Here is a 20,512-nt window from a genome sequence, read left to right as displayed (position 1 = left end):
TTTTAGGGCTTGCGCTCCGCAAGACCCTAGCTTTTCCCGCGCGTCGCGGCGTTGCACAAAGATAACACACCTCGCCCAGCCAGCCATGACGCAGGGTAAATTGCAATTTACCCTCTTGCATGAAGTCCCAGTCTGATTCACTATCTAGTGGTTCGAGAGGCAGGGGCACCTACTAGACCTAGTTGTTCGTTGGGATTTCATCGATTTTCCCATGAACACCGATTCGGCCCTGGCAGCGCCAGGTTCGCAAGGCGGATTGGCTTCGCCTGTGGGCAGATTCGGGATAAGTTTCCACCCATACCGGGTTGGAAAATGCTAGGATGAGTGTCTCCCGCCGATTCGAACACAAGCGGAACAAAGTTTCGCCGATGATCGTTGTTTGTGAGTTAGAATTGGGGACGGGGTAGCAATGGATTTCAGGACCGGGGATGAAGCGGCAATGGGGCTAGAACAGGATGCGGATGGCGCAACTGTCGAACGCGAAGAAGAAGCCGCTCCCAAGGCTAAAGGCGAACAGGCAGTGAGCATGGAAAAGAGTGACACCGGCAGCGATGCGCTGGTTTCGGAAAAGGCAGGCGAGGCGTTGGCCGGGGCGATGGCTCAGGCGGCGCAGGCTGCCGCCGGTGCAGGTGATGGTTCTGGGGACGAAAGCAGCAAGAAGGTCAATGACCGGCGCTTCACTATCGTCACTGATGAGGCGCGCGATGTCAACCTGACCGATTTCGGCAAGGAAACGCTGATCGATCGCTACCTGTTGCCCAACGAAAGCTTCCAGGACCTGTTCGCGCGCGTCGCCGATGCCTACGCCGATGACCAGGATCACGCGCAGCGGCTCTATGACTATATCTCGCGCCTGTGGTTCATGCCGGCAACGCCGGTACTGTCGAACGGCGGTACCAATCGCGGCCTGCCGATCAGCTGCTATTTGAATTCGGTCGAGGACAGCCTCGACGGCATCGTCGGCACCTGGAACGAGAACGTATGGCTCGCTTCGAAGGGCGGCGGCATCGGCACCTATTGGGGCAATGTCCGCGGCATCGGCGAGCCGGTCGGCCTCAATGGCAAGACCAGCGGCATCATCCCCTTCGTGCGGGTGATGGATTCGCTTACCCTGGCGATTTCGCAAGGCTCGCTGCGGCGCGGCTCGGCCGCCTGCTATATCGATGTCTCGCATCCCGAGATTGAAGAATTCCTCGAGATCCGCAAGCCTTCAGGGGACTTCAACCGCAAGGCGCTGAACCTGCATCACGGCGTGCTCGTCACCGACGAGTTCATGGAAGCCGTGCGCGCCGGAGCCGAGTTCGATCTCAAGTCACCGCGCGATGGCTCGGTGCGCGGCACGGTCGATGCCCGCTCGCTGTTCCAGAAGCTGGTCGAAACCCGCCTCGCAACGGGTGAGCCTTATATTGTCTTCAATGACACCGTGAACCGGATGATGCCCAAGCATCACCGCGACCTCGGCCTCAAGGTATCGACTTCCAACCTGTGTTCGGAAATCACTCTTCCGACCGGCATCGACCACCTCGGCAATGATCGCACCGCGGTATGCTGCCTCTCCTCGCTCAATCTCGAGAAGTGGGACGAGTGGTCGACCGAGAAAGATTTCATCGAGGACGTGATGCGCTTCCTCGACAATGTCCTGCAGGATTATATCGATCGCGCGCCCGACGAGATGGCCCGCGCCAAATATTCCGCCAGCCGCGAGCGGTCTGTCGGCCTCGGCGTGATGGGCTTCCACTCCTTCCTCCAGTCCAAGGATCTCCCGCTTGAAGGGGCGATGGCGAAGGTCTGGAACCTCAAGATGTTCAAGCATATCCAGTCGAAGGCATCCGAAGCCTCGATGATGCTGGCGCAGGAACGCGGCGCATGCCCCGATGCCGAAGAGATGGGCGTGATGGAACGCTTCAGCTGCAAGATGGCGATCGCGCCGACCGCTTCGATTTCGATTATCTGCGGCGGCACCTCGGCCTGCATCGAGCCGATCCCGGCGAATATCTACACGCATAAGACACTGTCCGGGTCCTTCGTGGTCAAGAACCCCTATCTCGAAAAGTTGCTGCGCGAGAAAAGCAAGGATTCGAACAACGTGTGGAATTCGATCCTCGAAAAAGGCGGCTCGGTCCAGCACCTCGATTTCCTCACTGACGAGGAAAAGGCGACGTTCAAGACCAGCTTCGAGATCGACCAGCGCTACCTGCTCGAATTCGCGGCCGACCGCGCGCCCTATGTCGATCAGGCGCAGTCGCTCAACCTCTTCATCCCGGCAGACGTCGACAAGTGGGACCTCATGATGCTGCACTTCCAGGCATGGGAGAAGGGCATCAAGTCGCTCTATTACCTGCGCTCGAAATCGGTCCAGCGGGCAGGCTTTGCCGGAGGCGTCGAGGCGGACAACACGGCCGATGCGCTCAAGATCGAACTCAGCGCCAATGCAGGCGAGCAGACCGATTACGAGGAATGCCTGAGCTGCCAGTAGGGAGCACAGCTTCCGATTGGTTCCGCACTATCCTATCGCTGTTCGATCCCCCGAGCTAACCCCTTGGGGATATTAACTATCTCTTAAGCACACCCATGGCATTACTGTTTGCCATGCAGACCCGCGAGCTCGCCCGAACATCGATTGATACACGCGCGCAGTGCCGCACAAGCGATGGTTCGCTGCGGGTTGTCTCGCTGGTCGACGTCGCCAATGGCGGCTGCAAGATCTGCGACGACGGCTTGCCATTCCGCATTGGCCAGCAGCTCAAACTGCTGGTCGCATCCAGCCCGCCGCTGCGTGCGATCGTGCGCTGGACCGGCGATGGCGAGGCCGGCGTGGCATTCATGCGCCCTTTGACCGACGCCCAAGTCAATCACCTGCGTGATCCCGATGCTGCCTGCGCCTCGCTCGACCGGACCTGGAATCCGCTGGAAGGCGTAACTCCCGGAGCGCCGCTGCGCCGCGCCTGCTAAACGCGCTTGCCGCGCATCCGGCCCTGCTGATAGGGTCGCATCCATGACAAAACGCATTCTCACAGCGGCATCGCTCGTCCTGCTGCTTTCCGCCTGCGCTGCGCAGATCGAAGCTGGCGTGGCCAGCGGCGAAGAGGTTCCCGGCTTCTGGTGGGGCCTTTGGCACGGATTTGTCTTCCCCTTTGCCTGGATCGGCTCGCTGTTCGATGAAGGCATCGCGGTCTACGCCGTGCCCAATACCGGCGGCTGGTACGATTTCGGCTACTTCCTCGGCATCACTGTGCTTGGCGGCGGCAGCTGGTTCTCCTCCAAGAAACGCCGGCGGGATTGATCCGTTGACGCTCGGGGTCATCGTTCCTGCCGGGCTTGCGGTGATGGCACTGTTCGAGCTGCTGATCTTCGGCCGGATGCGCAGGCGCGTTCCCGGTCGCACGGAGCAGCACTACCAGCAAGTCAAGGGAGAGCAGCAGAGGCGGGCATTTTCGCTCGTGATGTTCGCATCGGTCCTGACACCCATTCTGGCCTGGATTATCCTGAACCTCCTTGCGCCGGAGATCGGGGCAATCGAGATCTTCTAGCATTTGCGAGCGATGCCGGAGCGGTCGAGCTTCGGACGCAAGGGAGACTCGCCTATGCGCATCGCTATTCCGCTTGCTGCCGCTTTGTCGCTTTTCGCTTGTTCGCAGGCCGAGCCTCCCGGCGATCCACTTGCCGGAACTTGGGTCGATCTGACTCACACGCTCGACGAGAATGCGGTCTTCTGGCCGACCGCTGATGACTACAGCCACGAAGAGGTGATGCATGCGCATACCGAAGGTGGATGGTTCTACAGCTCCTACAATATCCATTTGTCGGAGCATGGCGGAACCCATCTCGACGCGCCGGTCCATTTTGCTGAAGGGCGGCAAACAACCGATCAAATCCCGCTTGATCGGTTGATCGGCCCTGCAGCCGTAATCGATGTGGCGGAAGCGAGCGCGGCCGATCGTAACTACCGCTTCACGCGCGAAGATGTGCTTCGCTGGGAGGGCGAGAATGGACCCTTGCCCGATGGCGCGATCGTGCTGTTCCGCACCGGCTTCGACCAGTACTGGCCCGATCGCGAAGCCTATATGGGCACGGCATTGCGCGGCGAGGAAGGCGTGGCGCAGCTGCACTTCCCCGGCTTGTCCGAAGGAGTAGCGAAGTTGCTGGCGGAGGAGCGCAACATCGCCGCGGTCGGCCTCGACACGCCGAGCCTGGATTATGGCCAGTCTAAGGACTTCATCGCGCACCGCATCCTGCTCGACAAGAACATCCCGGGTTTCGAGAATGTCGCCAACCTGAGCGAACTACCCGCTAAGGGCGCGCATGTCATTGCGCTGCCAACCAAGATCGGAAACGGCAGCGGCGGGCCTTTGAGAATTATCGCATTGGTGCCGGAGGGATGACGCAGATCCTCAAGAAGCGCCCGGCCTCATGCAGCCAGAGGCGGTAGGCCAACATGAGCCGATAGGGAGCACGTAAACAAAACCCCGATCTCGCCAAAGCGGGACCGGGGCTCGCTGTCTACCGCTAACGCCTCGGTGACGTACGGTAGGGGAAATCAGTTTCAGGCGTCCTCGAGAACGGCCTTGTTGCCGAGACCTTCGGGGATGCGTGCGCCTTCCTTGAGGTATACACGGTTATCGTCGATCTTTTCGACGTCGTCGAGCGAGAGGAAGTGGTGCATGTCGTCCGCGCTGTCCGATTTCGTCAGCTTGATCGCGTCGTCTTGTACGGCGTCCACTGTGCCGACGTGCTGTCCTTCGCAGTTGGTGACTTCCATATGTTCTTTGATGCGAAACTTCTCAAACATGTAATATCTTTCTGGCCATAATTCCGTGCCTTTTGAATTGGTTACATGATATAAACGAGCGAACCGGTAGTTCGCTCCACGGCTCGTCGCAGCTGCTGCACGGGTGGGAGAATGGGATGGGGGATGTGAATTTCCAAAAAGAAACGCCCCCTCCAGGGAGGACCACAGGAGGGGGCGCCGGGTTGGTGGGCGGGCATCCAGCCGCACAAAAAGGGGGAGAAACCGGATGGATGCCGCGCTTGATGTGGAGTTACCACGGGCAAGTTGAACCGATGCTTGCTGGCGTTGTTGCCCCGCATTCAGGAAGGCGTTCGGACTTCGCCGACAAACTTACCTCGAAAGGGGTGGATAAGACCCCATATAAGGTCCGTGCTTGCTATCGAATCACGCCTGTGATTCATATGCAGGTAATTCACGCTCAATCTCGGAGAACCACAAGATGTCGTTGCTCGAAGCCCGTAAAACCTACAAACCCTTCGAGTACCCGTGGGCCTACGAGTTCTGGAAACGCCAGCAGCAGATCCACTGGATGCCGGAAGAAGTGCCGCTGGGCGAGGATTGCCGCGACTGGGCGCAAAACCTCACCGATCACGAGCGCAATCTGCTCACGCAGATCTTCCGCTTTTTCACCCAGGCGGACGTAGAAGTGCAGGATTGCTACCACGACAAATACGCCCGCGTGTTCAAGCCGACCGAGATCAAGATGATGCTCGCCGCCTTCTCCAACATGGAGACGGTGCATATCGCGGCCTACAGCCACCTGCTTGACACCATCGGCATGCCCGAAAGCGAATACGGCATGTTCCTCGAATATGAGGAGATGAAGGACAAGCACGATTACCTGCAGGAATTCGGCGTCGACACCGATGAGGATATCGCCCGCACACTGGCGATGTTCGGCGGCTTCACCGAAGGGCTGCAGCTGTTCGCCAGCTTCGCCATGCTGATGAACTTCCCGCGCTTCAACAAGATGAAGGGCATGGGCCAGATCGTCAGCTGGTCGGTGCGCGACGAGAGCCTCCACTGCGAAGGCATCACCCGCATGTTCCACGCCTTCTGCCAGGAGCGTGACTGCCTGACCAAGGCGGTCAAGGAAGACATCATGGACATGTGCCAGAAGACGGTGCGGCTGGAGGATGCCTTTATCGATCTGGCGTTCGAGCAGGGCCCCGTGCCCGGCATGACGGCGAAGGAAATCAAGCGCTACATCCGCTACATCGCCGATTGGCGGCTCGGCCAGCTTGGCCTGCCCAGCATCTACATGGTGGAAGACCACCCGCTGCCCTGGCTCGCCCCGCTGCTCAACGGCGTGGAGCATGCCAACTTCTTCGAAACCCGCGCGACCGAATATTCGAAGGGCGCGACCAAGGGCAATTGGCAGGACGTGTGGTCAAGCTTCGACAACCGCAGCAAGGCGAAGGCCGCCAACGAAGCGGAAGTGGGAACGGACGACGGACCGGATATGTTCGGCGAGACGTCAGGCGGCTCGGCCAAGGACGCAGGCGGAGTGCAAGCGGCGGAGTAAGGTTTGCTATTCAAATTTTGAATGTTAAGAACAATAAGTGAACAAAGCTACTCGCAAGCGCCAGATTCGAGCGTGGGTAAATCGAAAGCGCAGCAATGACCGACTTTCAGAACAGCGCTGGCCCTCCCTATGATGCGCGGGCGGTCGCAAATTTGATGCTTGAAAGGCTCTGGGAGATTGGATCTTCGGCGACGCAAATGCAACTCTACAAGATGGTCTACTTTGCGCACGGATGGCATTTGGCCAGTGATCGCGGGCCTTTGGTGCAACAGCAGTTTGAGGCATGGGACTACGGTCCGGTAGTTCGAATTCTTCGTGACGCGTTCAAGTGTTTTGGCAAGCGTGAGATAACCCAAAAAGCTGAGCGGCTGGATATTTTTACGGGCGAATTGACGGACGTTGAGCCAGTAAGCGATCCCGATGAAATCGCTTTCATACAGAACATTGTGGACGCGTATCATCGGTACGATGGCTGGCATCTTTCGGAGATCACCCATGAAGAAGGATCACCATGGGATGAGATATGGAATTCGCGAGAACCTGTGGGAAAACTAGCACTTCGCATCGACGATGAAGCAATTTGTTCCTATTTTGTACGACTGCCTCAACGATTCGCGATGCACTAGGAAGGACCATGGCCACAATCAGAAGTATTGATATTCTCGACGTAGCTCGCGCGCTGGGAGAGCGGCCATTCGCAGCTACACCAGAATCGGTTTCGCATTGGTTGAGCGACTACTCTCGACGCAAGGGTGGAGGGTTCAATTACAACACCGCAATAACCACTCTATATGATGCGTTTCGTGGGTTACATACTGCGCAATCGGCGCGGGACTTTTGTCTCAGCAATGGAAATCCAAAGGGACGATCGCAGAACGCTGACGCAATATCGGCAGCAATGCCATATGCGCTTGAGCACCCTTCGGTCTGCCACCGTATCGGATTAACAGCGGTCGCCATTGGTAGGTATGACGGCCGTAACGTTTACGCAAAGATCAAGGCTCCACTTGTTCGTGTCGAGGATGGCCGTGCCTTCTTGGTTATGCCTGGATTTCGTATGGGGTATAGGCCTCGCAATATAGAAATTGATTTCGCTTGTTCGGTAGCACTTCAAACTCTTGCCCAAGGTGATTTGAGCGCCGCAAACTTCGAGTACCTGTACGCCGGTCCTGGCCCTGATATTTTGACGGCTCGTGGTCAAAAGCCGATCAGATCATTCCAGGCAATTGATGGCGGGACAAGAGAGCGGTTTGATCAGCAGCAAATTGACCGCCTTCTCGACATCTTCGTCAAAGGCGTTGCTCTTGCTGATCAAGTGGGCGCAGACGCTCGCGAGCCAAAGCTCAATGGTTACAGAATAATAGATCCTCGCCAATCGAGCATGTTTTAGCGCAAGCATACCCTTCCGCTCGTCGGGAAAATCCGCGAGGCCAAATGGCCGTGGGTGGTGCTGATCGCCTCGCCCATTGTCGGCGTGCTCGGCGCGATCGTGTGGCAGCTGATCTAGTCAGCGAAATTGCCGCACCACCACCCACGGCATCAGCGCGAAGACCACCTGTCCGATCAGTCCGTAAAGCCCCGGCGCCTGCGCGATCGAGGCGAGCCACTCGCCCGCGCTCATGGCAAACAGCGTTACGCCAAGCACCAATTCGGCCGCCATCAACAGCGCGAAGGCGAGCGCACCCATCGCCAGCGCTTCTCCGCCGCGCCGGATATCGAACCGCGCGACGAGCCAGCGCGCCGCCAGCCAGCTTGCGCCCAGGATCACCGGGATCTCGATAAGCGCGGCGGCGGTTTCGCCCACCAGCGGCGCGAGCCACAACACGCGCAGCGTGCCGAGGATAAATCCCAGTCCGAAGATCAGCCCCCAATAGGCGGCTCCGGCCCTGGCGATGCGCGTCATTGGCTCAGCGATTTCAGCGCCGACGCCAGGAGCGTCCGCGAATACCAGATGTGCGGCCATAGCATGGAGCGCCAGACCGACTGCTCCAGATTGCCGACCCACGAACCAAACAGAAGGCGGGTTTGTCCTCCTGCCGGTTCGCCACTGGAGGAGACACACAACCAGCTCGCTGTCCCTGTCCCTTTGGACTCGAGCAGGATTTCGGATGTTTGGTGTCCTGCCGCTGCGCCACTTGAGGGCGTGTCAGTCCGCTCCACCACTTTCCATACCGCGATCCGGTCCGTCTCGCCGCGCGCCAGTGCTTGAATGTCGCTGCGCGGCGCACCGCGACCCATCAGCCCGAGGACAACGCGTTCGGGAAGGAATGCCATGCTGCTGTAGAAGCCTTCGATAAATTCGCCCAGCGTGACTTCGCGCGCCGCTTCGGCGCAGAAGCAATCGCTATAATCCCCCGGCCCGCTGAAACCGGCGAGCAGGCTGCCTTGAGGTACTGCGATGGGCGTCACCCTGGCCATGCCCCTTGGCTACTCCCGCAACCGTGAACCGCAAAATGCAAAGCGCGCAATCGCCATTGCGCCTTATGCCTCGCCAAATTTGATCTGGCGCAATGTCGCATTCGCAGGCGGCGCTAAGCTGCCTCCAAGACCGCACCAGATGGAGAAGCCCTTATGTCCCAGCACACGCCCAACGAGCTCACCGAAATCTTCAAGCGCGACCGCGACCTGCTGACGCGGCTCAAACGCGATGACGCGCACTACGTCCGCCTCGCGGACCAATATCACGCGGTGAACCGCGAAGTGCACCGGATCGAAGCGGAGACCGAAGCATCCAGCGACGAGCGCACCGAAGCGCTGAAGAAGCAGCGGCTGGCGCTGCTCGACGAGATTACGGCAATCGTGAACGCGGCGCGCGCGCCCGGCTGACGAAGCGGCAGACTCGGCCGCGCTTCCTAGAACAACAGCGTCTGCGGATCGGGCATCGGCTCGCGCCGCTGCGCTTTCATGAAGCTCATCACGCTGCGCACCGCGAACCAGATCGCGATCAGCGGGAACAGCAGGAAGCCGATCAGCACGATCGACAGCAGCGCTGCGACAATGCTGGCTGCAAAGCCGATCCAGAAGGTGCGGATGAGGTAGGTGAAGTGCGATTCCATCCATGCCTCGTTGCCGTCGCCGCGCCATACATGCGCAAGCACGATCCCGACAAGTCCGGTGATCCCGGTCAGCAGGCTGGCGAGGTAGAGCAGGCTGACGACGGTTGGCCGGTTGGCGTCGAACCCGCCTGAATTGGCCGGTGGCCTGCTGTCGAGCCGCGTCGGCTGGCTGCGCTGTTGCTGGTCGTCCATAATGTGATCCCTCCTGATCTGCTGCGAAGATACACAAACCTGCGCCGGGGCCAATACCCCTGAATTTCGCGGGGACAGCCCCGCGGGGTGATTTAGTCGCACCAGCCATCTCGGCCCGCACCATAGTACCGGCGCGCCACTCCCCTATCGATCATGTGCTGGCCGACATAGGCGTTGAAGCCGCCTTCGTTGCGATAAAGCTCGCGCAGCTGGCGGCCGTAGCGATCGATCGGTTCGTCGATTCGGCCGCGCATCATGAATGGCCCTGCATTGAGCCAGTCGCGCAGCTCGTTGGTGGCGATATCCGCCAGCCGTGCCTCGGCCTCGCACTCCGCTCTCACTTCCGGGGTATCGATGCCCATGATGCGGATCCGCTCGCTACCAATGGCAATCGTATCCCCGTCGATCACGCAATAGCGGGTGTATCCTTGGTCGCAGCGGGTGAATTTCGCCAAGACCTTCACCGGTGTGGTCGTGAACATATCGGGGACTGGAAAGAGATCGGGTGTCCGCCAGATCACGACCAAGGTCACCAGCGTTATCAGCAGCACGAAGGGCCGCGTTTCGCGCCAGGCTTGCCGCCAGCTTTTTTGCTTGCGGCGAAATTTGGCGGGCTTGGGATTTCTGCGCCTGCGCCAGGGATCACGTTTCCTGAAGACCATCTCAAACGGCTTAGATCATTCTTGCATCCAGCGCATCAAGGGCTTGCTGCGGGCACCGCTTCGTGCGACCCGCAATCCAAACAGGTAGAGGCATTCGGCATGGCAAGATCGGCAGAAGGCCGCGCGACCACGATGGAGGAATTCGACGGCGCGTTCGAAATCATGGCGGAAGGTGACCGGCCCAATCACCGCGCGTACCAGCCGTGCGAGGGCGATGTCTTCATCACCTCATGGGCCAAGAGCGGTACCACCATGACGCAGCAGATGTTCCACCAGCTGCGCACCGGCGGTCACATGGATTTCGACGATATCAGCCGGATGACGCCGTGGGAGGACACGGCCTACCTGTGCGATTTCGACATGGGCGTGGAGCAGGTCGCCGCGCCGCGCGGCTTCAAGTCACACCGCGAATACGAGCGGCTCCCCGAAGGCATGCGCTACATCGTGACGCTGCGCGATCCCAAGGAGACGTTCGTCTCGTTCTACCGATTCATGAACGGATGGCATATCGAACCAGGCACGATATCGATGGAAGAGTTCTTCCCCGCGTGGCTCGGCGGTGGGCCGGGCGGCTGCGACTATTTTACTCACCTGCTCAGCTGGTACGCGCGCCGCAAAGAGGCCGATACTCTGCTGCTGAACTATCGCTGGTGCGTGAAGAACAAGCGCGCGATGATCGAGAAGATGGCCAGATTCATCGGGGCCGAGCTCTCCGATGAACTGGCGGAACTGGTCGAACATCGCACCAGCCGCGAGTTCATGGTCGAGCATCAGGACAAGTTCGATGATCTGATGGTCGCCAAAGTGATGGAAGCAAAGCTGGGCATTCCAGCGACGAGCGATTCGAGCAAGGTCCAGGCCGAGGGCAGCGATGCGAAAGTGGTCCCGGAGGCGGTGGCGGCGCAGATCGACGCGATGTGGGTAGAGAAGGTTACGCCGGTGACGGGCCATGCGGACTACGCCTCGCTGGCTGCGGAAATCGACGCATTGGCCGCGGAGTAGCTTCCGTCCCGCCTTGGGACAGGAGATCGCGCAAGGACTATCGCGCGCGCGGTGCAAGCCCTAGCAGCTGCCTTGCGACCCGAAGGCGGCTATCCGTCTTCCAGACTTCAACCCCGTCCACTCCCCGTGCGGCGGGGTTTTCTTTGCCTGCTCTCCGCGCGCTGCTACCGATAAGGGCAGAAACCGGAGAACCCGCCATGACATTGCTGAAAAAACTCCCGCTTGCCCTGCTGATTGTTGCCGCGCCGCTCGCCGCGCATGAGGAAGATGAAGTCACCGTCACCAACGAGATGGAGCTTCCTGCCGATGCAACATGGAAGCATAGCTATGATGTGATCCCTGGGGAGAAGGGCGAGGAGAACGCGGGGCTGGCGCGTGCCGCCGCCTTCTACCGCATCATGGAAGATCACGGCGTTGAAGCAGAACGCGTGCAAATCGCGGTGGTCGTCCACGGACCGGCTATCTACGATGTCGTGAAGGATGCGCGGTATGCAGAAAAATACGGGCTCGACGAGAATGACGAGCCTATCCGCAATCCCAACTTCAATACCATTGCCGAGCTGGCTGCGCGCGGCGCGGAGATCTGGGTCTGCGGCGTGGCTGCCAAGGCGCTGGGCGTGGGCAACGATGACCTGCTAGAGGGCGTGAAGATGGCGCCTGCTGCAATGGTTGCCAATGCTGAGCTGCAACGGCGCGGGTTTACCCTCAACCCCTATTGAGCGGGCATCAGATTGCGCCGCGCCGCCACCAGCCAACTCACTAGCTGGCAGCGACGCGACTGAACCCGAGGATGGCGCTTCTTATGCGGCCCGGGGCTCGAGGGAGCCATTTCCTTCGGGTGTTTCGATATCGAGGCAAGTTCCAGCATCGACATATTTCCAGGCATTGCCCTGGTAATCGGTGGTGCTGGTGCCTGCGCAGCTTGTGCCGGGCCCTGCGGCGCAGTCGTTCTCGCCTGCCTTGGCCACGCCGTAGCATTTCACCTTCTCGCCATCGGGGTTCTCAGCCGAGGCAACCTGCTGCGCATCAAGCGGATCTTCGATGGCAGCCGTTTGCGCGTTGTCGCCGCCCGCTTCGCTGCAGCCGCTGACTGCCAGGCCGGCCGCCATCGCGATCGCCATGGCTTTGGTTGAAGTGGATTTCATCGTTCTCTCCCAAGAGTTGTAAGATCGCGTGCCGCGTATCCATTGCGCCGCCCACTCCCCACCATTCGCTTCAATTGTGCGTCCGGTTACGGTCGGCAGAGAAATTTCCCTGCAGCATGAAGCCAGCTTCGTGACACTTTCTTTCGATGGCGGGTGCGGCTAGGGGGCAGCAGCGATATCTAAGGGACCACGGCCATGGCCGACGCCGATACGAAGAGAATGCTTGCCAAGGCGGAAACGCTGATCGAGGCGCTGCCCTATTTCCAGCGCTATGCCGGGCGTACCTTCGTGGTGAAATACGGCGGCCATGCCATGGGCGACGAGCAGGCCGCGCGCGACTTTGCCGAAGACATCGTGCTGCTGAAAGCTGTCGGGATCAACCCGGTGGTCGTCCATGGCGGCGGACCGCAGATCGGCGACATGCTCAAGCGGCTGGGGGTCGAATCGAGCTTCGTCGATGGACTGCGCGTAACCGACAAGCAGACCGCTGAAGTCGCCGAAATGGTGCTCTCGGGCGCGATCAACAAACAGCTGGTCGGATGGATCGCCAATGCGGGGGGCAAGGCGATCGGCATCTCGGGCAAGGACGGCGGGCTGGTCACCGCGCGCAAGGTCGAACGGACGGCCAAGGACCCGGACAGCAATATCGAGCGTGCAATCGACCTCGGCTTTGTCGGCGAGCCGGCTAAGGTCGATATCACGATCCTGGAAACCGCCAGCGCTTCGGGGATGATCCCTGTGGTTGCGCCGATCGGCGCAGGCGAGGACGGGCACACATACAATATCAATGCCGATACGATGGCAGGCGCAGTCGCCGCCGCTTTGGGCGCAGCGCGGCTCTTCCTCCTCACCGATGTCGCAGGCGTGCTGGACAAGCAGGGCAATCTTCTGACTGACCTGACACCGGCCGATATTGCCCAGTTGAAAGACGATGGCACCATCTCTGGCGGGATGATCCCAAAGCTTGAGACCTGCGTCCACGCAGTCGAACGGGGCTGCGATGCGGCGGTGGTGCTCGATGGCCGCGTGCCGCACACAATGTTGCTCGAATTTTTCACCGCGCGCGGCGCTGGCACTCTCATCCGAAAGTAGGTCCCAATCGGGCCGATGCGTCTTAGGGTGTTGATACACCTCACTTCACTGCGCTAGAAGGCGCACACGAATTTCTATCGAAAGGCTTCGGACTTGCTCCTCTTTTCCATCATCCAGATCGTCGAGCTTTTGACCAACGTGCTGGTTATGCTGATCATTATCCAGTTCGTGATTGGCCTGCTCTTCGCTTTCAACGTGATCAATTCGGGCAACCAGTTCCTGATGACGGTCTACAATTCGATCAATTCGCTGCTCGAGCCGGTACTGGGGCCGATCCGCCGGATCATGCCGCGCACCGGGGCGATCGACTTTTCCCCATTAGTATTGATTATCTTGCTTCAGATCGTGCTGATTGTCCTGAGCAACATTGCTATCGCCGCTGCATGAGCGCAGAAATTATCGATGGTAAGGCCTTCGCAGCGGGGCTTCGCGAACGCGTCGGCACGCATGCAGGTGACTTTGAAGCAAAGGCAGGCCGCAAGGCGGGCCTCGCGGTGGTGCTGGTGGGCGAAGACCCGGCCAGCCAGGTCTATGTCCGCAGCAAGGGCAAGCAGACCGTTGCCGCCGGAATGGCGAGTTTCGAGCACAAGCTGCCGGCGGATACCAGCCAGTCCGATCTCATCGCCATGGTTGAACAGCTCAATGCCGATCCCGGCGTCGATGGTATCCTCGTCCAGCTGCCGCTGCCCGATCATCTCGACGAACACACCGTGATTTCGACCATCTCGCCCGACAAGGATGTCGATGGCTTTCATGTGATTAATGCCGGCCGCTTGGCAGTGGGCCAGAGCGGTTTCGTGCCGTGCACGCCGCTCGGTTGCATGATGCTGCTGGCCGACCGGATGGGAGATCTGTCCGGCAAGGATGCGGTGGTCATCGGCCGCTCGAATATCGTCGGCAAGCCGATGGCGCAGCTGCTGCTCGATGCCAATGCGACGGTGACGATTGCGCATAGCCGCACGAAAGATTTGCCTGAAGTTGTCCGCCGCGCCGATATCGTGGTGGCTGCGGTTGGCCGCGCCGAAATGGTCAAGGCTGAATGGCTCAAGCCCGGCGCGGTCGTGATCGATGTCGGCATCAATCGCCTGCCTCCGGCCGATGGCGAGGACAAGGGGAAGCTGGTCGGCGATGTCGACTTCGGCGGCGCGAGCGAAGTGGCAGGGGCCATCACGCCTGTGCCCGGCGGCGTGGGCCCGATGACCATTGCAGTGCTGCTTCGCAACTCGCTTGTCGCGGCCTATCGCAACGAAGGGCTGGACGTTCCGGTCGACCTCTGATCAAGTCCGCGCAAAGCGGGAGAATTCCATGCGTAGATTCGTAAGCGGCGTCCTGGTGTTGGCGATGGTTTCGGCCTGTGCCTCATCAAAGGCACCGCCGCGTTCGGTGCGGCAGGTTATCGAGCGGGCGCTCGAGAATGCGCCGGGCGAAGCGCAGCCGGGCAAGATCGTCGCCGCCGAAGTCGGCTTTGCCAAGATGGCGCGCGAAGAAGGGCAATGGACTGCCTTCCGGCATTACGCGGCACCCGGCGGCTTGATGCATTTGCGCGATGGGCCTGTCGCAATCGAAACGGCGCTGGCCGGACAGGAAGATCCTGAAGCCGCCGTACAATGGGCGCCGCGCGCGGTGTGGATGAGCTGCGACGCATCGCTCGCGGTGAGCACCGGTCGGTTCCGCTATCCGAATGACCTGGTCGGCCAGTTTGTCACCGTGTGGCAGCGGCAGGCCAATGACGACTATCGCTGGGTTTATGATGGGGGCAGTCCGGATGATCCGCAGCCCGCACCGCGGCCTGAGCAGCCACTTCCGCTCGAAGACGAGATTGTCGTCGCAGGGATCGATTCGATTACGGGGATCGTCGCCGATTGTCCGGCGGCTGATGCGCCGCTGACCGCTTCCCCGGTGGCGGACACTGCTGCCGGGATTGCGTCGGGGGCAGGGCGTTCGCGAGACGGCACGCTCGTCTGGCGCTGGGAACACCATGGCGAAGGCAAGTATCGCCTGGTCGCTAGCTATTGGACTTATAGCGGCTGGCAGACCCCGCTGGACGTGACCTTCCCGCGCTCGGGTGGGGAGTAGTTGCAGTGACGGGGCCGATGATCGAGCTGTTCATTTCGGCGTTCATCACGCTGTTTGTGGTGATCGATCCGCCGGGCTGCGCGCCGATCTATGCCGGACTGACCAAGGCGGCCAACGCCGCGCAGCAGCGCAGCATGGCGTTGCGAGCGGTTTTCATCGCTTCGGTCATCCTCGTGATCTTCGCCTTGTTCGGCCAGCAATTGCTCGGCGCGCTGCATATCGAACTCGACAGCTTCCGGATCGCGGGCGGGCTGATGCTGTTCTGGATCGCTTTCGAAATGGTATTCGAAAAACGCACCCAACGGCGCGAGGAACGGGCCGAGAAAGTCGCGGCCACTGCCGAGGTGGAAGACGTGTCCGTCTTCCCGATGGCGATGCCGATGCTGGCAGGGCCGGGCGCCATTGCCGCAGTCATGCTGCTGCAGAACGAAGCCGAAGGCACCGAAGAAACGCTGGTCGTTCTGGGAGCGCTCGGTGCAGTGCTGCTACTGACCGCGCTGGCGCTGGTCGCTGCCGGGCCGTTGATCCGCCTGCTGGGCGACAAGGTCGAGGCGGTGATTACGCGGCTGCTGGGTGTGCTCTTGGCTGCACTCGCTGCGCAGTATGTGATCGATGGGCTGAAAGGCAGCTTCGGGATTTAGGACAGGTAGGAGACTATTCCTCCCGCAGCACCAAGAGCCGTAAGTAGAGTACCAAACGCGCCCATGGCTCGGGCTCCGGCGAACAATTTGCGTCCTCCGGTCAGGTCTTCGCCATGCGAGCCTGCAAGGGAGGAAAAGCCGATCGCATGCATGATGCGGGCGAATGCGAAAAGTGCGCAGAGCCCGGCGACATAGGCGGTCTGGCCAACCAGTAATTCGAGGATGGCGAGTACTGCGAGGAACAGGCCTGAGTTTTCGGCGAGGTTCCCGTGCCGCCTTACTTTGCGTTCCAATTCCTTGTTCCCGTCCAGGCCGATAAACGGGCCCTTGGTGCGGTGTAGTCCGACGCTGAGCATCAGCCCAACTTGCAGCAGGATCAGAAACGCCCCGAGCGCGGCGGTATAAATTGGCAGGTTCATTGTGGGTCCTTCGTTATCTGATCGGTGAGACGCACCTCACTGCCCCACAAGGCGAGCGAGGCATTGCCTGCATCGAGCACTGGGGCGGGGGAAACTTCGAGGCGCGCGGAGGTGAAAGCACCGTGCATTAACTGCACCAAGGCGGGTGCTAGCTGTGCCGGTGCCAGGAGATCCACGCGATCTGGCCGGGCCTCGCACTCGGCGATACGCGCCATCGAAGCGCCTATGCGGGAAAAAATGCGGTGCGCTTCGGCGCGAACCTTTGGCATATCCTGTCCCAATTCGAGCGCCATCCCGGCGATAGGACAACCGTGAATATCGCCTTCGCGCTTGAGATAGCTGACGTGGGCGCAGTAAATTCGGTGGTAAATGAACGCCAGCCGATCGTCACCGTGCCCTTCAAACGCCATTGCGGGCTCAAATATATCACGGATCACCGCCTCTCCATTATGCACGATGGCGGCGAGCGCGAGTTCGGACTTGTCGAGATAATACCGGTAGATCGTCGCTTTGTTGACGCCGCAGCGAGCAGCGACCTCATCGATCGCAACACCGTGATAGCTGCGCTGCCAGAAGAGCGTGGCTGCGGACTCAAGAATACGGGCGCGTGTCGTTTCCGCTTTCGTATTGAGCTCTAGGACAGTGGCCATAACCAACTGGTTAGTGCGTTCGTTTCTGCGGCACCAGCGCCAAGATGCGACATCGCGTCGCATTCTTGAGACTTACTGCAGTGTTATGATTTCCTCGCCAGGATCGCTCATCCCAAAGAACTGCATCAGCTGGATCAGCAGTTCGCAGCGCTCGGCCAACGAATTCGCCTCGAGCAGTGCCTGCTTGGAAGCGGCATCGAACGGTGCGATTTGTGCCACGCCGTTGATGAGCGAGATATCATCCAGCCGCTCAACCGAATTCCAGTCGACCGAATAGCCTTGCGCATCGGCAAAGCGCCGTGCCTCGCGCTCGAACCCGGCGCGCTCGATGCTGGAGAGGACTTCGCTATCGTCGTCCTCGATCAGTTCGCCTTCAACCTGGCGAAACTTGGTGTCGACATCGAGTTCGCGCACCCAGTGAAAGCGCGACACCCCATCGAGGATGATATTGTAGCGCCCGTCTTCCAGCGCTTCGACGTCCTCGATCTGGCCGACACAGCCGATCCGGTATAGCGGTGCGCCTTCGGATGGCTTTTGCGGCTGGATCATCGCGATCCGCCGGTCTTTCGCCAGCGCGCTGCCGACCAGCTCGCGGTAGCGTGGCTCGAAAACATGGAGCGGCAGTTGCAGCCCGGGATAAAGCACCGCGCCTGACAGGGGGAAGATTGAGAACTTCATGTTCCGCTGGGTCAGCCGAACAGGATCTTGGATAGGCGGCGGCGCGTTGCGACGACCCACGGATCCTCCAGCCCGACCGCTTCGAAGATCTGCAAGAGCTTGGCCTTGGCCGCGCCGTCGTTCCACTCGCGGTCCGCTTCGAACATGGCGAGCAGCGTATCAGCGGCACTATCACGATCATTGGCGGCGTAGGCCGCTTCGGCGAAGGCGAATTGCGCTTCCATATCGGCGGGGTTTTCCAACGCCTTGGCGCGCAGAGCTGCCATTTCGGCATCGTCTACCTGCGTGCCGGCCAGTTCCACAGCGCTCATGGCGGCTACGATGAGCGGATCGTCAGCCATCGCAGGGTCCAGCGCGTCGATCACGGACTGGGCCTCATCGGCTTTGCCGCCCTGCACAAGCGCGCGGATGAGCCCGGCATGCGCCGCTGCATTGGTGGGCGCGAATTCGATCACTTGCCCGAATATCCCGGCGGCGCGTTCGGTGTCGCCTTCGCTCAATGCCTGTTCGCCCATCGCGACAAACTGGGCGATCTCCTCTTCGCTTGGGCCCGCATGCCCTTCGGCACCTTCCGCTCCGGGTTGGACGGGAAGTTGACCCAGGATCTGGTCGAGCATCTGTTTGAGCTGGCTCTCGGTGCGCGCCTGCGTCAGATCGGCGACCGGTTGGCCCTGGAACATCGCATATACTGTGGGTATCGATTTGACCTGGAACTGCGCCGCAATGAACTGCTCCTTGTCGACATCGACTTTCTTCAGCAGCACGCCATTGTCGGCATAATCCGCGGCGACTTTCTCCAACACAGGGGCAAGCTGCTTGCACGGCCCGCACCATTCGGCCCAGAAATCGAGAATGACGAGATTGGTCATCGAAGGCTCGACCACGTCGCTGCGGAACCGGTCTACGGCCTTCTGTTCTTCAATATTGAGACCCATGCTGGCCAAGGTGTGCTCCTGTTACGGTAAGAATGTCGCGCCCCATGTGGGCACTTTCGCGGCAATGTGAAGGCCAGTGTGAGGGCTAGCGCCGCGCGGCGCAAGTTATAGGGCACGGGGAGGCCATTTTGGGCTTGCGGCCCCCGCGGACCACTGCTAATCGCGCGCCTCCTCACCGATGGCTTGGGCAACAGCTCGATCAGTCGGGAGCGCCAGTGAGCGGGCGTAGCTCAGGGGTAGAGCACAACCTTGCCAAGGTTGGGGTCGGGCGTTCGAATCGCCTCGCCCGCTCCATTTTCTCGATCGGACTATGCGTGTGCGCGGGCCTCAGGCCAGATGCGCAGGAAATTCTCGGTATAGAAACGGGATTTCACTTCCTCATCTGCGCCGTCGAGATAGCTTTCGAATTTGCCAATCGGATCGCGCCCGCCTTCGACATGCGGGTAGTCGGAGGAAAAGAGGTAAAGGTCGGGCGATGATTGCGCGATCAGCACGCTGACATCCTCGACCGGGAAAGGCGTGAAGCCCATCTGCTCCGTAAGCTGTTCGGATGGTTTGCGTTTGAATCGCACGCTTTCATCGACGCGGCTATAGACGCTCGTGACCCAATCAAGGCGTCGAAGAAGCTCTGGCACCCAGCCAGCACCCAATTCCACCGCCGCGCCGCGCAGGCCCGGATGCCGCTCGAACAGCCCGTCGATTAGCATCATCGAGAGGAATGCCTCGACCGGCTGGTGCAGCAGGGCGGCATCCTTGGTGCGGACATTCTCGCCGCCGCCCATCCAGTCACGCACGGCTGCGCGGCCATTGACGCTCCAGGACTTGAGCGCCTGCAATGGCGAGCCACCGACATGCAGCACGAAGGGTATGCCGGCTTCGGCCAGCTTGGCCCAGAAAGGTTCGAGATCGACATGTCCCGGCGCGAAGCCGATCGGCGCGCGGTGCGGCACCCAGATCGCCTCTAGCCCATTCTCGATGGCGAAGTCGAGTTCCTTGATCGCTAGCTCGGGTGTATCCAGCGGAACGATGCCGACACCCATCAGCCGGGCATCATCGGCGCAGAAGTCGGCCATATGGCGGTTGTGCGCCCGCGTTGCCGCGTAGCGCAACCTGGGGTCAGTTTTCGAGCTGGGATGGAAGGGCAGCACGACCGAATGGGTCGAAAAGACGAGCTGCTTCGTGAAGCCGAGCAAATCCATTGCCTTCGATCGGTCATCCCGGTTGAAGGCGCCAAGCGCCTGGATTTCCTTCGACTTGGCAATCAGCGTGTCGCCCAGTGCGATCTGTTCGGCCACATGCGCCGCCGAGTGCTGGCCGCCCTGATCCATGATCACAGCCACTTCTTCGTCGGTCACAAGGGAGGCCGAATAGCTGACCTCCGGGATCTGGTCGCGCACATCCGGGTCGGCGTATTTCTTCAGGAAATCAGGAAGCTCCATGATGTGGCTGTCCGCATCATAGATTGCTCTTGTCGCTGGCGCGTAGACCATCGTGCCTTCCCTCCTCGGTCGTCTTGATCGGGAGGCTATGGGCTGTCGGTGAGACGGTCAAGGAATGGCGGGCCAGCAAATTCTGGAGGAAGATTGATTTCGACGGAAGGTCGTCCGCTCGCGACGAATGGTGTTGCACTTCCAAAGCTTGCTGCTAGGT

Annotated in this window: 27 protein-coding genes and 1 tRNA gene; 17 read left to right on the top strand and 11 right to left on the bottom strand. The window is 60.3% G+C overall.

Features of this window, described 5'->3' with window-relative positions:
- Positions 1 to 409 precede the first annotated feature (409 nt).
- The 5 genes from ACEWMW_RS02860 (at position 410) to ACEWMW_RS02840 (ending at position 4,382) form a co-directional block, all read left to right on the top strand.
- The gene (locus ACEWMW_RS02860; RefSeq protein ID WP_409412379.1) at positions 410 to 2,476 is read left to right on the top strand and encodes a ribonucleoside-diphosphate reductase subunit alpha; all 2,067 of its coding nucleotides are present in this window, start codon (positions 410 to 412) and stop codon (positions 2,474 to 2,476) included.
- 95 nt (positions 2,477 to 2,571) lie between these two features.
- Complete coding sequence (locus ACEWMW_RS02855) at positions 2,572 to 2,952, top strand: PilZ domain-containing protein (RefSeq protein ID WP_409412378.1); 381 nt, start codon at positions 2,572 to 2,574, stop codon at positions 2,950 to 2,952.
- A gap of 43 nt (positions 2,953 to 2,995) precedes the next feature.
- Complete coding sequence (locus ACEWMW_RS02850; RefSeq protein WP_409412377.1) at positions 2,996 to 3,283, top strand: LPXTG cell wall anchor domain-containing protein; 288 nt, start codon at positions 2,996 to 2,998, stop codon at positions 3,281 to 3,283.
- 4 nt (positions 3,284 to 3,287) lie between these two features.
- Positions 3,288 to 3,530, top strand: coding sequence for a hypothetical protein (locus ACEWMW_RS02845; RefSeq protein ID WP_409412376.1), 243 nt, complete (start codon positions 3,288 to 3,290; stop codon positions 3,528 to 3,530).
- A gap of 54 nt (positions 3,531 to 3,584) precedes the next feature.
- A complete protein-coding gene (locus ACEWMW_RS02840) occupies positions 3,585 to 4,382 on the top strand; it encodes a cyclase family protein (RefSeq protein WP_409412375.1) in 798 nt (265 codons plus the stop codon).
- 161 nt (positions 4,383 to 4,543) lie between these two features.
- Here the strand turns inward: ACEWMW_RS02840 and ACEWMW_RS02835 are convergent, their stop codons facing one another.
- Positions 4,544 to 4,789, bottom strand: coding sequence for a DUF2171 domain-containing protein (locus tag ACEWMW_RS02835; RefSeq protein ID WP_409412374.1), 246 nt, complete (start codon positions 4,787 to 4,789; stop codon positions 4,544 to 4,546).
- Between the two features lie 439 nt (positions 4,790 to 5,228).
- Here ACEWMW_RS02835 and ACEWMW_RS02830 point away from each other — a divergent pair, with 439 nt between their 5' ends.
- From ACEWMW_RS02830 to ACEWMW_RS02820, 3 genes are all read left to right on the top strand, one after another.
- Positions 5,229 to 6,314 carry a ribonucleotide-diphosphate reductase subunit beta gene (locus ACEWMW_RS02830; RefSeq protein WP_409412373.1) on the top strand — a complete coding sequence of 362 codons (1,086 nt, stop codon included), beginning with the start codon at positions 5,229 to 5,231 and terminating at the stop codon, positions 6,312 to 6,314.
- Between the two features lie 95 nt (positions 6,315 to 6,409).
- Positions 6,410 to 6,940 (top strand): Panacea domain-containing protein, encoded by a 531-nt coding sequence (locus ACEWMW_RS02825; protein ID WP_409412372.1) that lies wholly within the window; start codon positions 6,410 to 6,412, stop codon positions 6,938 to 6,940.
- 8 nt (positions 6,941 to 6,948) lie between these two features.
- On the top strand, positions 6,949 to 7,704 hold the full coding sequence (locus ACEWMW_RS02820; protein ID WP_409412371.1) for a hypothetical protein: 756 nt from the start codon (positions 6,949 to 6,951) through the stop codon (positions 7,702 to 7,704).
- Positions 7,705 to 7,821: 117 nt separating this feature from the next.
- On the opposite strand, the gene ACEWMW_RS02815 is transcribed toward ACEWMW_RS02820, so the two are convergent.
- Positions 7,822 to 8,217, bottom strand: a complete 396-nt coding sequence (locus tag ACEWMW_RS02815) for a hypothetical protein (RefSeq protein WP_409412370.1) — start codon at positions 8,215 to 8,217, stop codon at positions 7,822 to 7,824.
- Positions 8,214 to 8,732 (bottom strand): hypothetical protein, encoded by a 519-nt coding sequence (locus tag ACEWMW_RS02810; protein ID WP_409412369.1) that lies wholly within the window; start codon positions 8,730 to 8,732, stop codon positions 8,214 to 8,216. The genes ACEWMW_RS02815 and ACEWMW_RS02810 overlap by 4 nt, the downstream gene beginning before the upstream one ends.
- Before the next feature lie 153 nt (positions 8,733 to 8,885).
- On the opposite strand from ACEWMW_RS02810, the gene ACEWMW_RS02805 reads away from it, so the two are divergent.
- A complete protein-coding gene (locus tag ACEWMW_RS02805; protein WP_409412368.1) occupies positions 8,886 to 9,140 on the top strand; it encodes a YdcH family protein in 255 nt (84 codons plus the stop codon).
- Between the two features lie 26 nt (positions 9,141 to 9,166).
- Here ACEWMW_RS02805 and ACEWMW_RS02800 read toward each other — a convergent pair whose 3' ends face one another.
- Positions 9,167 to 9,562 (bottom strand): DUF4870 family protein, encoded by a 396-nt coding sequence (locus ACEWMW_RS02800; RefSeq protein ID WP_409412367.1) that lies wholly within the window; start codon positions 9,560 to 9,562, stop codon positions 9,167 to 9,169.
- 92 nt (positions 9,563 to 9,654) lie between these two features.
- A complete protein-coding gene (locus tag ACEWMW_RS02795; RefSeq protein WP_409412366.1) occupies positions 9,655 to 10,224 on the bottom strand; it encodes a thermonuclease family protein in 570 nt (189 codons plus the stop codon).
- A 99-nt stretch (positions 10,225 to 10,323) separates the two neighbouring features.
- On the opposite strand from ACEWMW_RS02795, the gene ACEWMW_RS02790 reads away from it, so the two are divergent.
- Both ACEWMW_RS02790 and ACEWMW_RS02785 read left to right on the top strand, forming a co-directional pair.
- Positions 10,324 to 11,226 carry a sulfotransferase domain-containing protein gene (locus ACEWMW_RS02790; RefSeq protein WP_409412365.1) on the top strand — a complete coding sequence of 301 codons (903 nt, stop codon included), beginning with the start codon at positions 10,324 to 10,326 and terminating at the stop codon, positions 11,224 to 11,226.
- A gap of 197 nt (positions 11,227 to 11,423) precedes the next feature.
- On the top strand, positions 11,424 to 11,945 hold the full coding sequence (locus ACEWMW_RS02785) for a DsrE family protein (RefSeq protein WP_409412364.1): 522 nt from the start codon (positions 11,424 to 11,426) through the stop codon (positions 11,943 to 11,945).
- Positions 11,946 to 12,026: 81 nt separating this feature from the next.
- Here the strand turns inward: ACEWMW_RS02785 and ACEWMW_RS02780 are convergent, their stop codons facing one another.
- Positions 12,027 to 12,371 carry a BufA1 family periplasmic bufferin-type metallophore gene (locus ACEWMW_RS02780; RefSeq protein ID WP_409412363.1) on the bottom strand — a complete coding sequence of 115 codons (345 nt, stop codon included), beginning with the start codon at positions 12,369 to 12,371 and terminating at the stop codon, positions 12,027 to 12,029.
- Positions 12,372 to 12,566: 195 nt separating this feature from the next.
- On the opposite strand from ACEWMW_RS02780, the gene argB reads away from it, so the two are divergent.
- The 5 genes from argB to ACEWMW_RS02755 all read left to right on the top strand — a co-directional run bounded on the left by argB (position 12,567) and on the right by ACEWMW_RS02755 (position 16,180).
- A complete protein-coding gene (gene argB / locus ACEWMW_RS02775; protein WP_409412362.1) occupies positions 12,567 to 13,463 on the top strand; it encodes an acetylglutamate kinase in 897 nt (298 codons plus the stop codon).
- Positions 13,464 to 13,556: 93 nt separating this feature from the next.
- Entirely contained in the window at positions 13,557 to 13,850 is a 294-nt protein-coding gene (locus ACEWMW_RS02770) for a YggT family protein (protein WP_409412361.1), read from the top strand.
- Entirely contained in the window at positions 13,847 to 14,740 is an 894-nt protein-coding gene (folD, locus tag ACEWMW_RS02765; protein ID WP_409412360.1) for a bifunctional methylenetetrahydrofolate dehydrogenase/methenyltetrahydrofolate cyclohydrolase FolD, read from the top strand. The genes ACEWMW_RS02770 and folD overlap by 4 nt, the downstream gene beginning before the upstream one ends.
- Before the next feature lie 28 nt (positions 14,741 to 14,768).
- Positions 14,769 to 15,539: a hypothetical protein gene (locus tag ACEWMW_RS02760; RefSeq protein ID WP_409412359.1), complete on the top strand. Its 771-nt coding sequence runs from the start codon at positions 14,769 to 14,771 to the stop codon at positions 15,537 to 15,539.
- A 17-nt stretch (positions 15,540 to 15,556) separates the two neighbouring features.
- On the top strand, positions 15,557 to 16,180 hold the full coding sequence (locus tag ACEWMW_RS02755; RefSeq protein ID WP_409412358.1) for a MarC family protein: 624 nt from the start codon (positions 15,557 to 15,559) through the stop codon (positions 16,178 to 16,180).
- Here the strand turns inward: ACEWMW_RS02755 and ACEWMW_RS02750 are convergent.
- From ACEWMW_RS02750 to ACEWMW_RS02735, 4 genes are all read right to left on the bottom strand, one after another.
- Positions 16,177 to 16,599, bottom strand: coding sequence for an MAPEG family protein (locus tag ACEWMW_RS02750; protein ID WP_409412357.1), 423 nt, complete (start codon positions 16,597 to 16,599; stop codon positions 16,177 to 16,179). The two genes, ACEWMW_RS02755 and ACEWMW_RS02750, sit on opposite strands and share 4 nt — an antisense overlap.
- Entirely contained in the window at positions 16,596 to 17,249 is a 654-nt protein-coding gene (locus ACEWMW_RS02745; RefSeq protein WP_409412356.1) for a TetR/AcrR family transcriptional regulator, read from the bottom strand. The genes ACEWMW_RS02750 and ACEWMW_RS02745 overlap by 4 nt, the downstream gene beginning before the upstream one ends.
- Positions 17,250 to 17,321: 72 nt before the next feature.
- Entirely contained in the window at positions 17,322 to 17,927 is a 606-nt protein-coding gene (locus ACEWMW_RS02740; protein ID WP_409412355.1) for an LON peptidase substrate-binding domain-containing protein, read from the bottom strand.
- A gap of 11 nt (positions 17,928 to 17,938) precedes the next feature.
- The gene (locus ACEWMW_RS02735; RefSeq protein ID WP_409413595.1) at positions 17,939 to 18,862 is read right to left on the bottom strand and encodes a tetratricopeptide repeat protein; all 924 of its coding nucleotides are present in this window, start codon (positions 18,860 to 18,862) and stop codon (positions 17,939 to 17,941) included.
- Between the two features lie 219 nt (positions 18,863 to 19,081).
- Between ACEWMW_RS02735 and ACEWMW_RS02730 the strand changes: the two genes are divergently transcribed.
- Positions 19,082 to 19,156 (top strand) — tRNA-Gly (locus ACEWMW_RS02730).
- Positions 19,157 to 19,170: 14 nt separating this feature from the next.
- On the opposite strand, the gene ACEWMW_RS02725 is transcribed toward ACEWMW_RS02730, so the two are convergent.
- Positions 19,171 to 20,352 (bottom strand): amidohydrolase family protein, encoded by a 1,182-nt coding sequence (locus tag ACEWMW_RS02725; RefSeq protein ID WP_409412354.1) that lies wholly within the window; start codon positions 20,350 to 20,352, stop codon positions 19,171 to 19,173.
- Positions 20,353 to 20,512 lie beyond the last annotated feature (160 nt).

The organism is Litorerythrobacter xanthomarinus (assembly GCF_046254955.1).
Lineage (GTDB): Bacteria > Pseudomonadota > Alphaproteobacteria > Sphingomonadales > Sphingomonadaceae > Qipengyuania_C.
Note: the sequence above shows the minus strand (reverse complement) of the source record. Positions and strands in the feature narration are given on the sequence as shown.

Coding starts and splice junctions, on each gene's coding strand:
- ACEWMW_RS02750 (WP_409412357.1), bottom strand. CDS start 16,599: ATGAACCTGCCAATTTATACCGCCGCGCTCGGGGCGTTTCTGATCCTG.
- ACEWMW_RS02850 (WP_409412377.1), top strand. CDS start 2,996: ATGACAAAACGCATTCTCACAGCGGCATCGCTCGTCCTGCTGCTTTCC.
- ACEWMW_RS02755 (WP_409412358.1), top strand. CDS start 15,557: ATGATCGAGCTGTTCATTTCGGCGTTCATCACGCTGTTTGTGGTGATC.
- argB (WP_409412362.1), top strand. CDS start 12,567: ATGGCCGACGCCGATACGAAGAGAATGCTTGCCAAGGCGGAAACGCTG.
- folD (WP_409412360.1), top strand. CDS start 13,847: ATGAGCGCAGAAATTATCGATGGTAAGGCCTTCGCAGCGGGGCTTCGC.
- ACEWMW_RS02785 (WP_409412364.1), top strand. CDS start 11,424: ATGACATTGCTGAAAAAACTCCCGCTTGCCCTGCTGATTGTTGCCGCG.
- ACEWMW_RS02740 (WP_409412355.1), bottom strand. CDS start 17,927: ATGAAGTTCTCAATCTTCCCCCTGTCAGGCGCGGTGCTTTATCCCGGG.
- ACEWMW_RS02725 (WP_409412354.1), bottom strand. CDS start 20,352: ATGGTCTACGCGCCAGCGACAAGAGCAATCTATGATGCGGACAGCCAC.
- ACEWMW_RS02780 (WP_409412363.1), bottom strand. CDS start 12,371: ATGAAATCCACTTCAACCAAAGCCATGGCGATCGCGATGGCGGCCGGC.
- ACEWMW_RS02860 (WP_409412379.1), top strand. CDS start 410: ATGGATTTCAGGACCGGGGATGAAGCGGCAATGGGGCTAGAACAGGAT.
- ACEWMW_RS02805 (WP_409412368.1), top strand. CDS start 8,886: ATGTCCCAGCACACGCCCAACGAGCTCACCGAAATCTTCAAGCGCGAC.
- ACEWMW_RS02760 (WP_409412359.1), top strand. CDS start 14,769: ATGCGTAGATTCGTAAGCGGCGTCCTGGTGTTGGCGATGGTTTCGGCC.
- ACEWMW_RS02790 (WP_409412365.1), top strand. CDS start 10,324: ATGGCAAGATCGGCAGAAGGCCGCGCGACCACGATGGAGGAATTCGAC.
- ACEWMW_RS02830 (WP_409412373.1), top strand. CDS start 5,229: ATGTCGTTGCTCGAAGCCCGTAAAACCTACAAACCCTTCGAGTACCCG.
- ACEWMW_RS02820 (WP_409412371.1), top strand. CDS start 6,949: ATGGCCACAATCAGAAGTATTGATATTCTCGACGTAGCTCGCGCGCTG.
- ACEWMW_RS02855 (WP_409412378.1), top strand. CDS start 2,572: ATGGCATTACTGTTTGCCATGCAGACCCGCGAGCTCGCCCGAACATCG.
- ACEWMW_RS02840 (WP_409412375.1), top strand. CDS start 3,585: ATGCGCATCGCTATTCCGCTTGCTGCCGCTTTGTCGCTTTTCGCTTGT.
- ACEWMW_RS02745 (WP_409412356.1), bottom strand. CDS start 17,249: ATGGCCACTGTCCTAGAGCTCAATACGAAAGCGGAAACGACACGCGCC.
- ACEWMW_RS02735 (WP_409413595.1), bottom strand. CDS start 18,862: ATGGGTCTCAATATTGAAGAACAGAAGGCCGTAGACCGGTTCCGCAGC.
- ACEWMW_RS02810 (WP_409412369.1), bottom strand. CDS start 8,732: ATGGCCAGGGTGACGCCCATCGCAGTACCTCAAGGCAGCCTGCTCGCC.
- ACEWMW_RS02795 (WP_409412366.1), bottom strand. CDS start 10,224: ATGGTCTTCAGGAAACGTGATCCCTGGCGCAGGCGCAGAAATCCCAAG.
- ACEWMW_RS02800 (WP_409412367.1), bottom strand. CDS start 9,562: ATGGACGACCAGCAACAGCGCAGCCAGCCGACGCGGCTCGACAGCAGG.
- ACEWMW_RS02815 (WP_409412370.1), bottom strand. CDS start 8,217: ATGACGCGCATCGCCAGGGCCGGAGCCGCCTATTGGGGGCTGATCTTC.
- ACEWMW_RS02835 (WP_409412374.1), bottom strand. CDS start 4,789: ATGTTTGAGAAGTTTCGCATCAAAGAACATATGGAAGTCACCAACTGC.
- ACEWMW_RS02825 (WP_409412372.1), top strand. CDS start 6,410: ATGACCGACTTTCAGAACAGCGCTGGCCCTCCCTATGATGCGCGGGCG.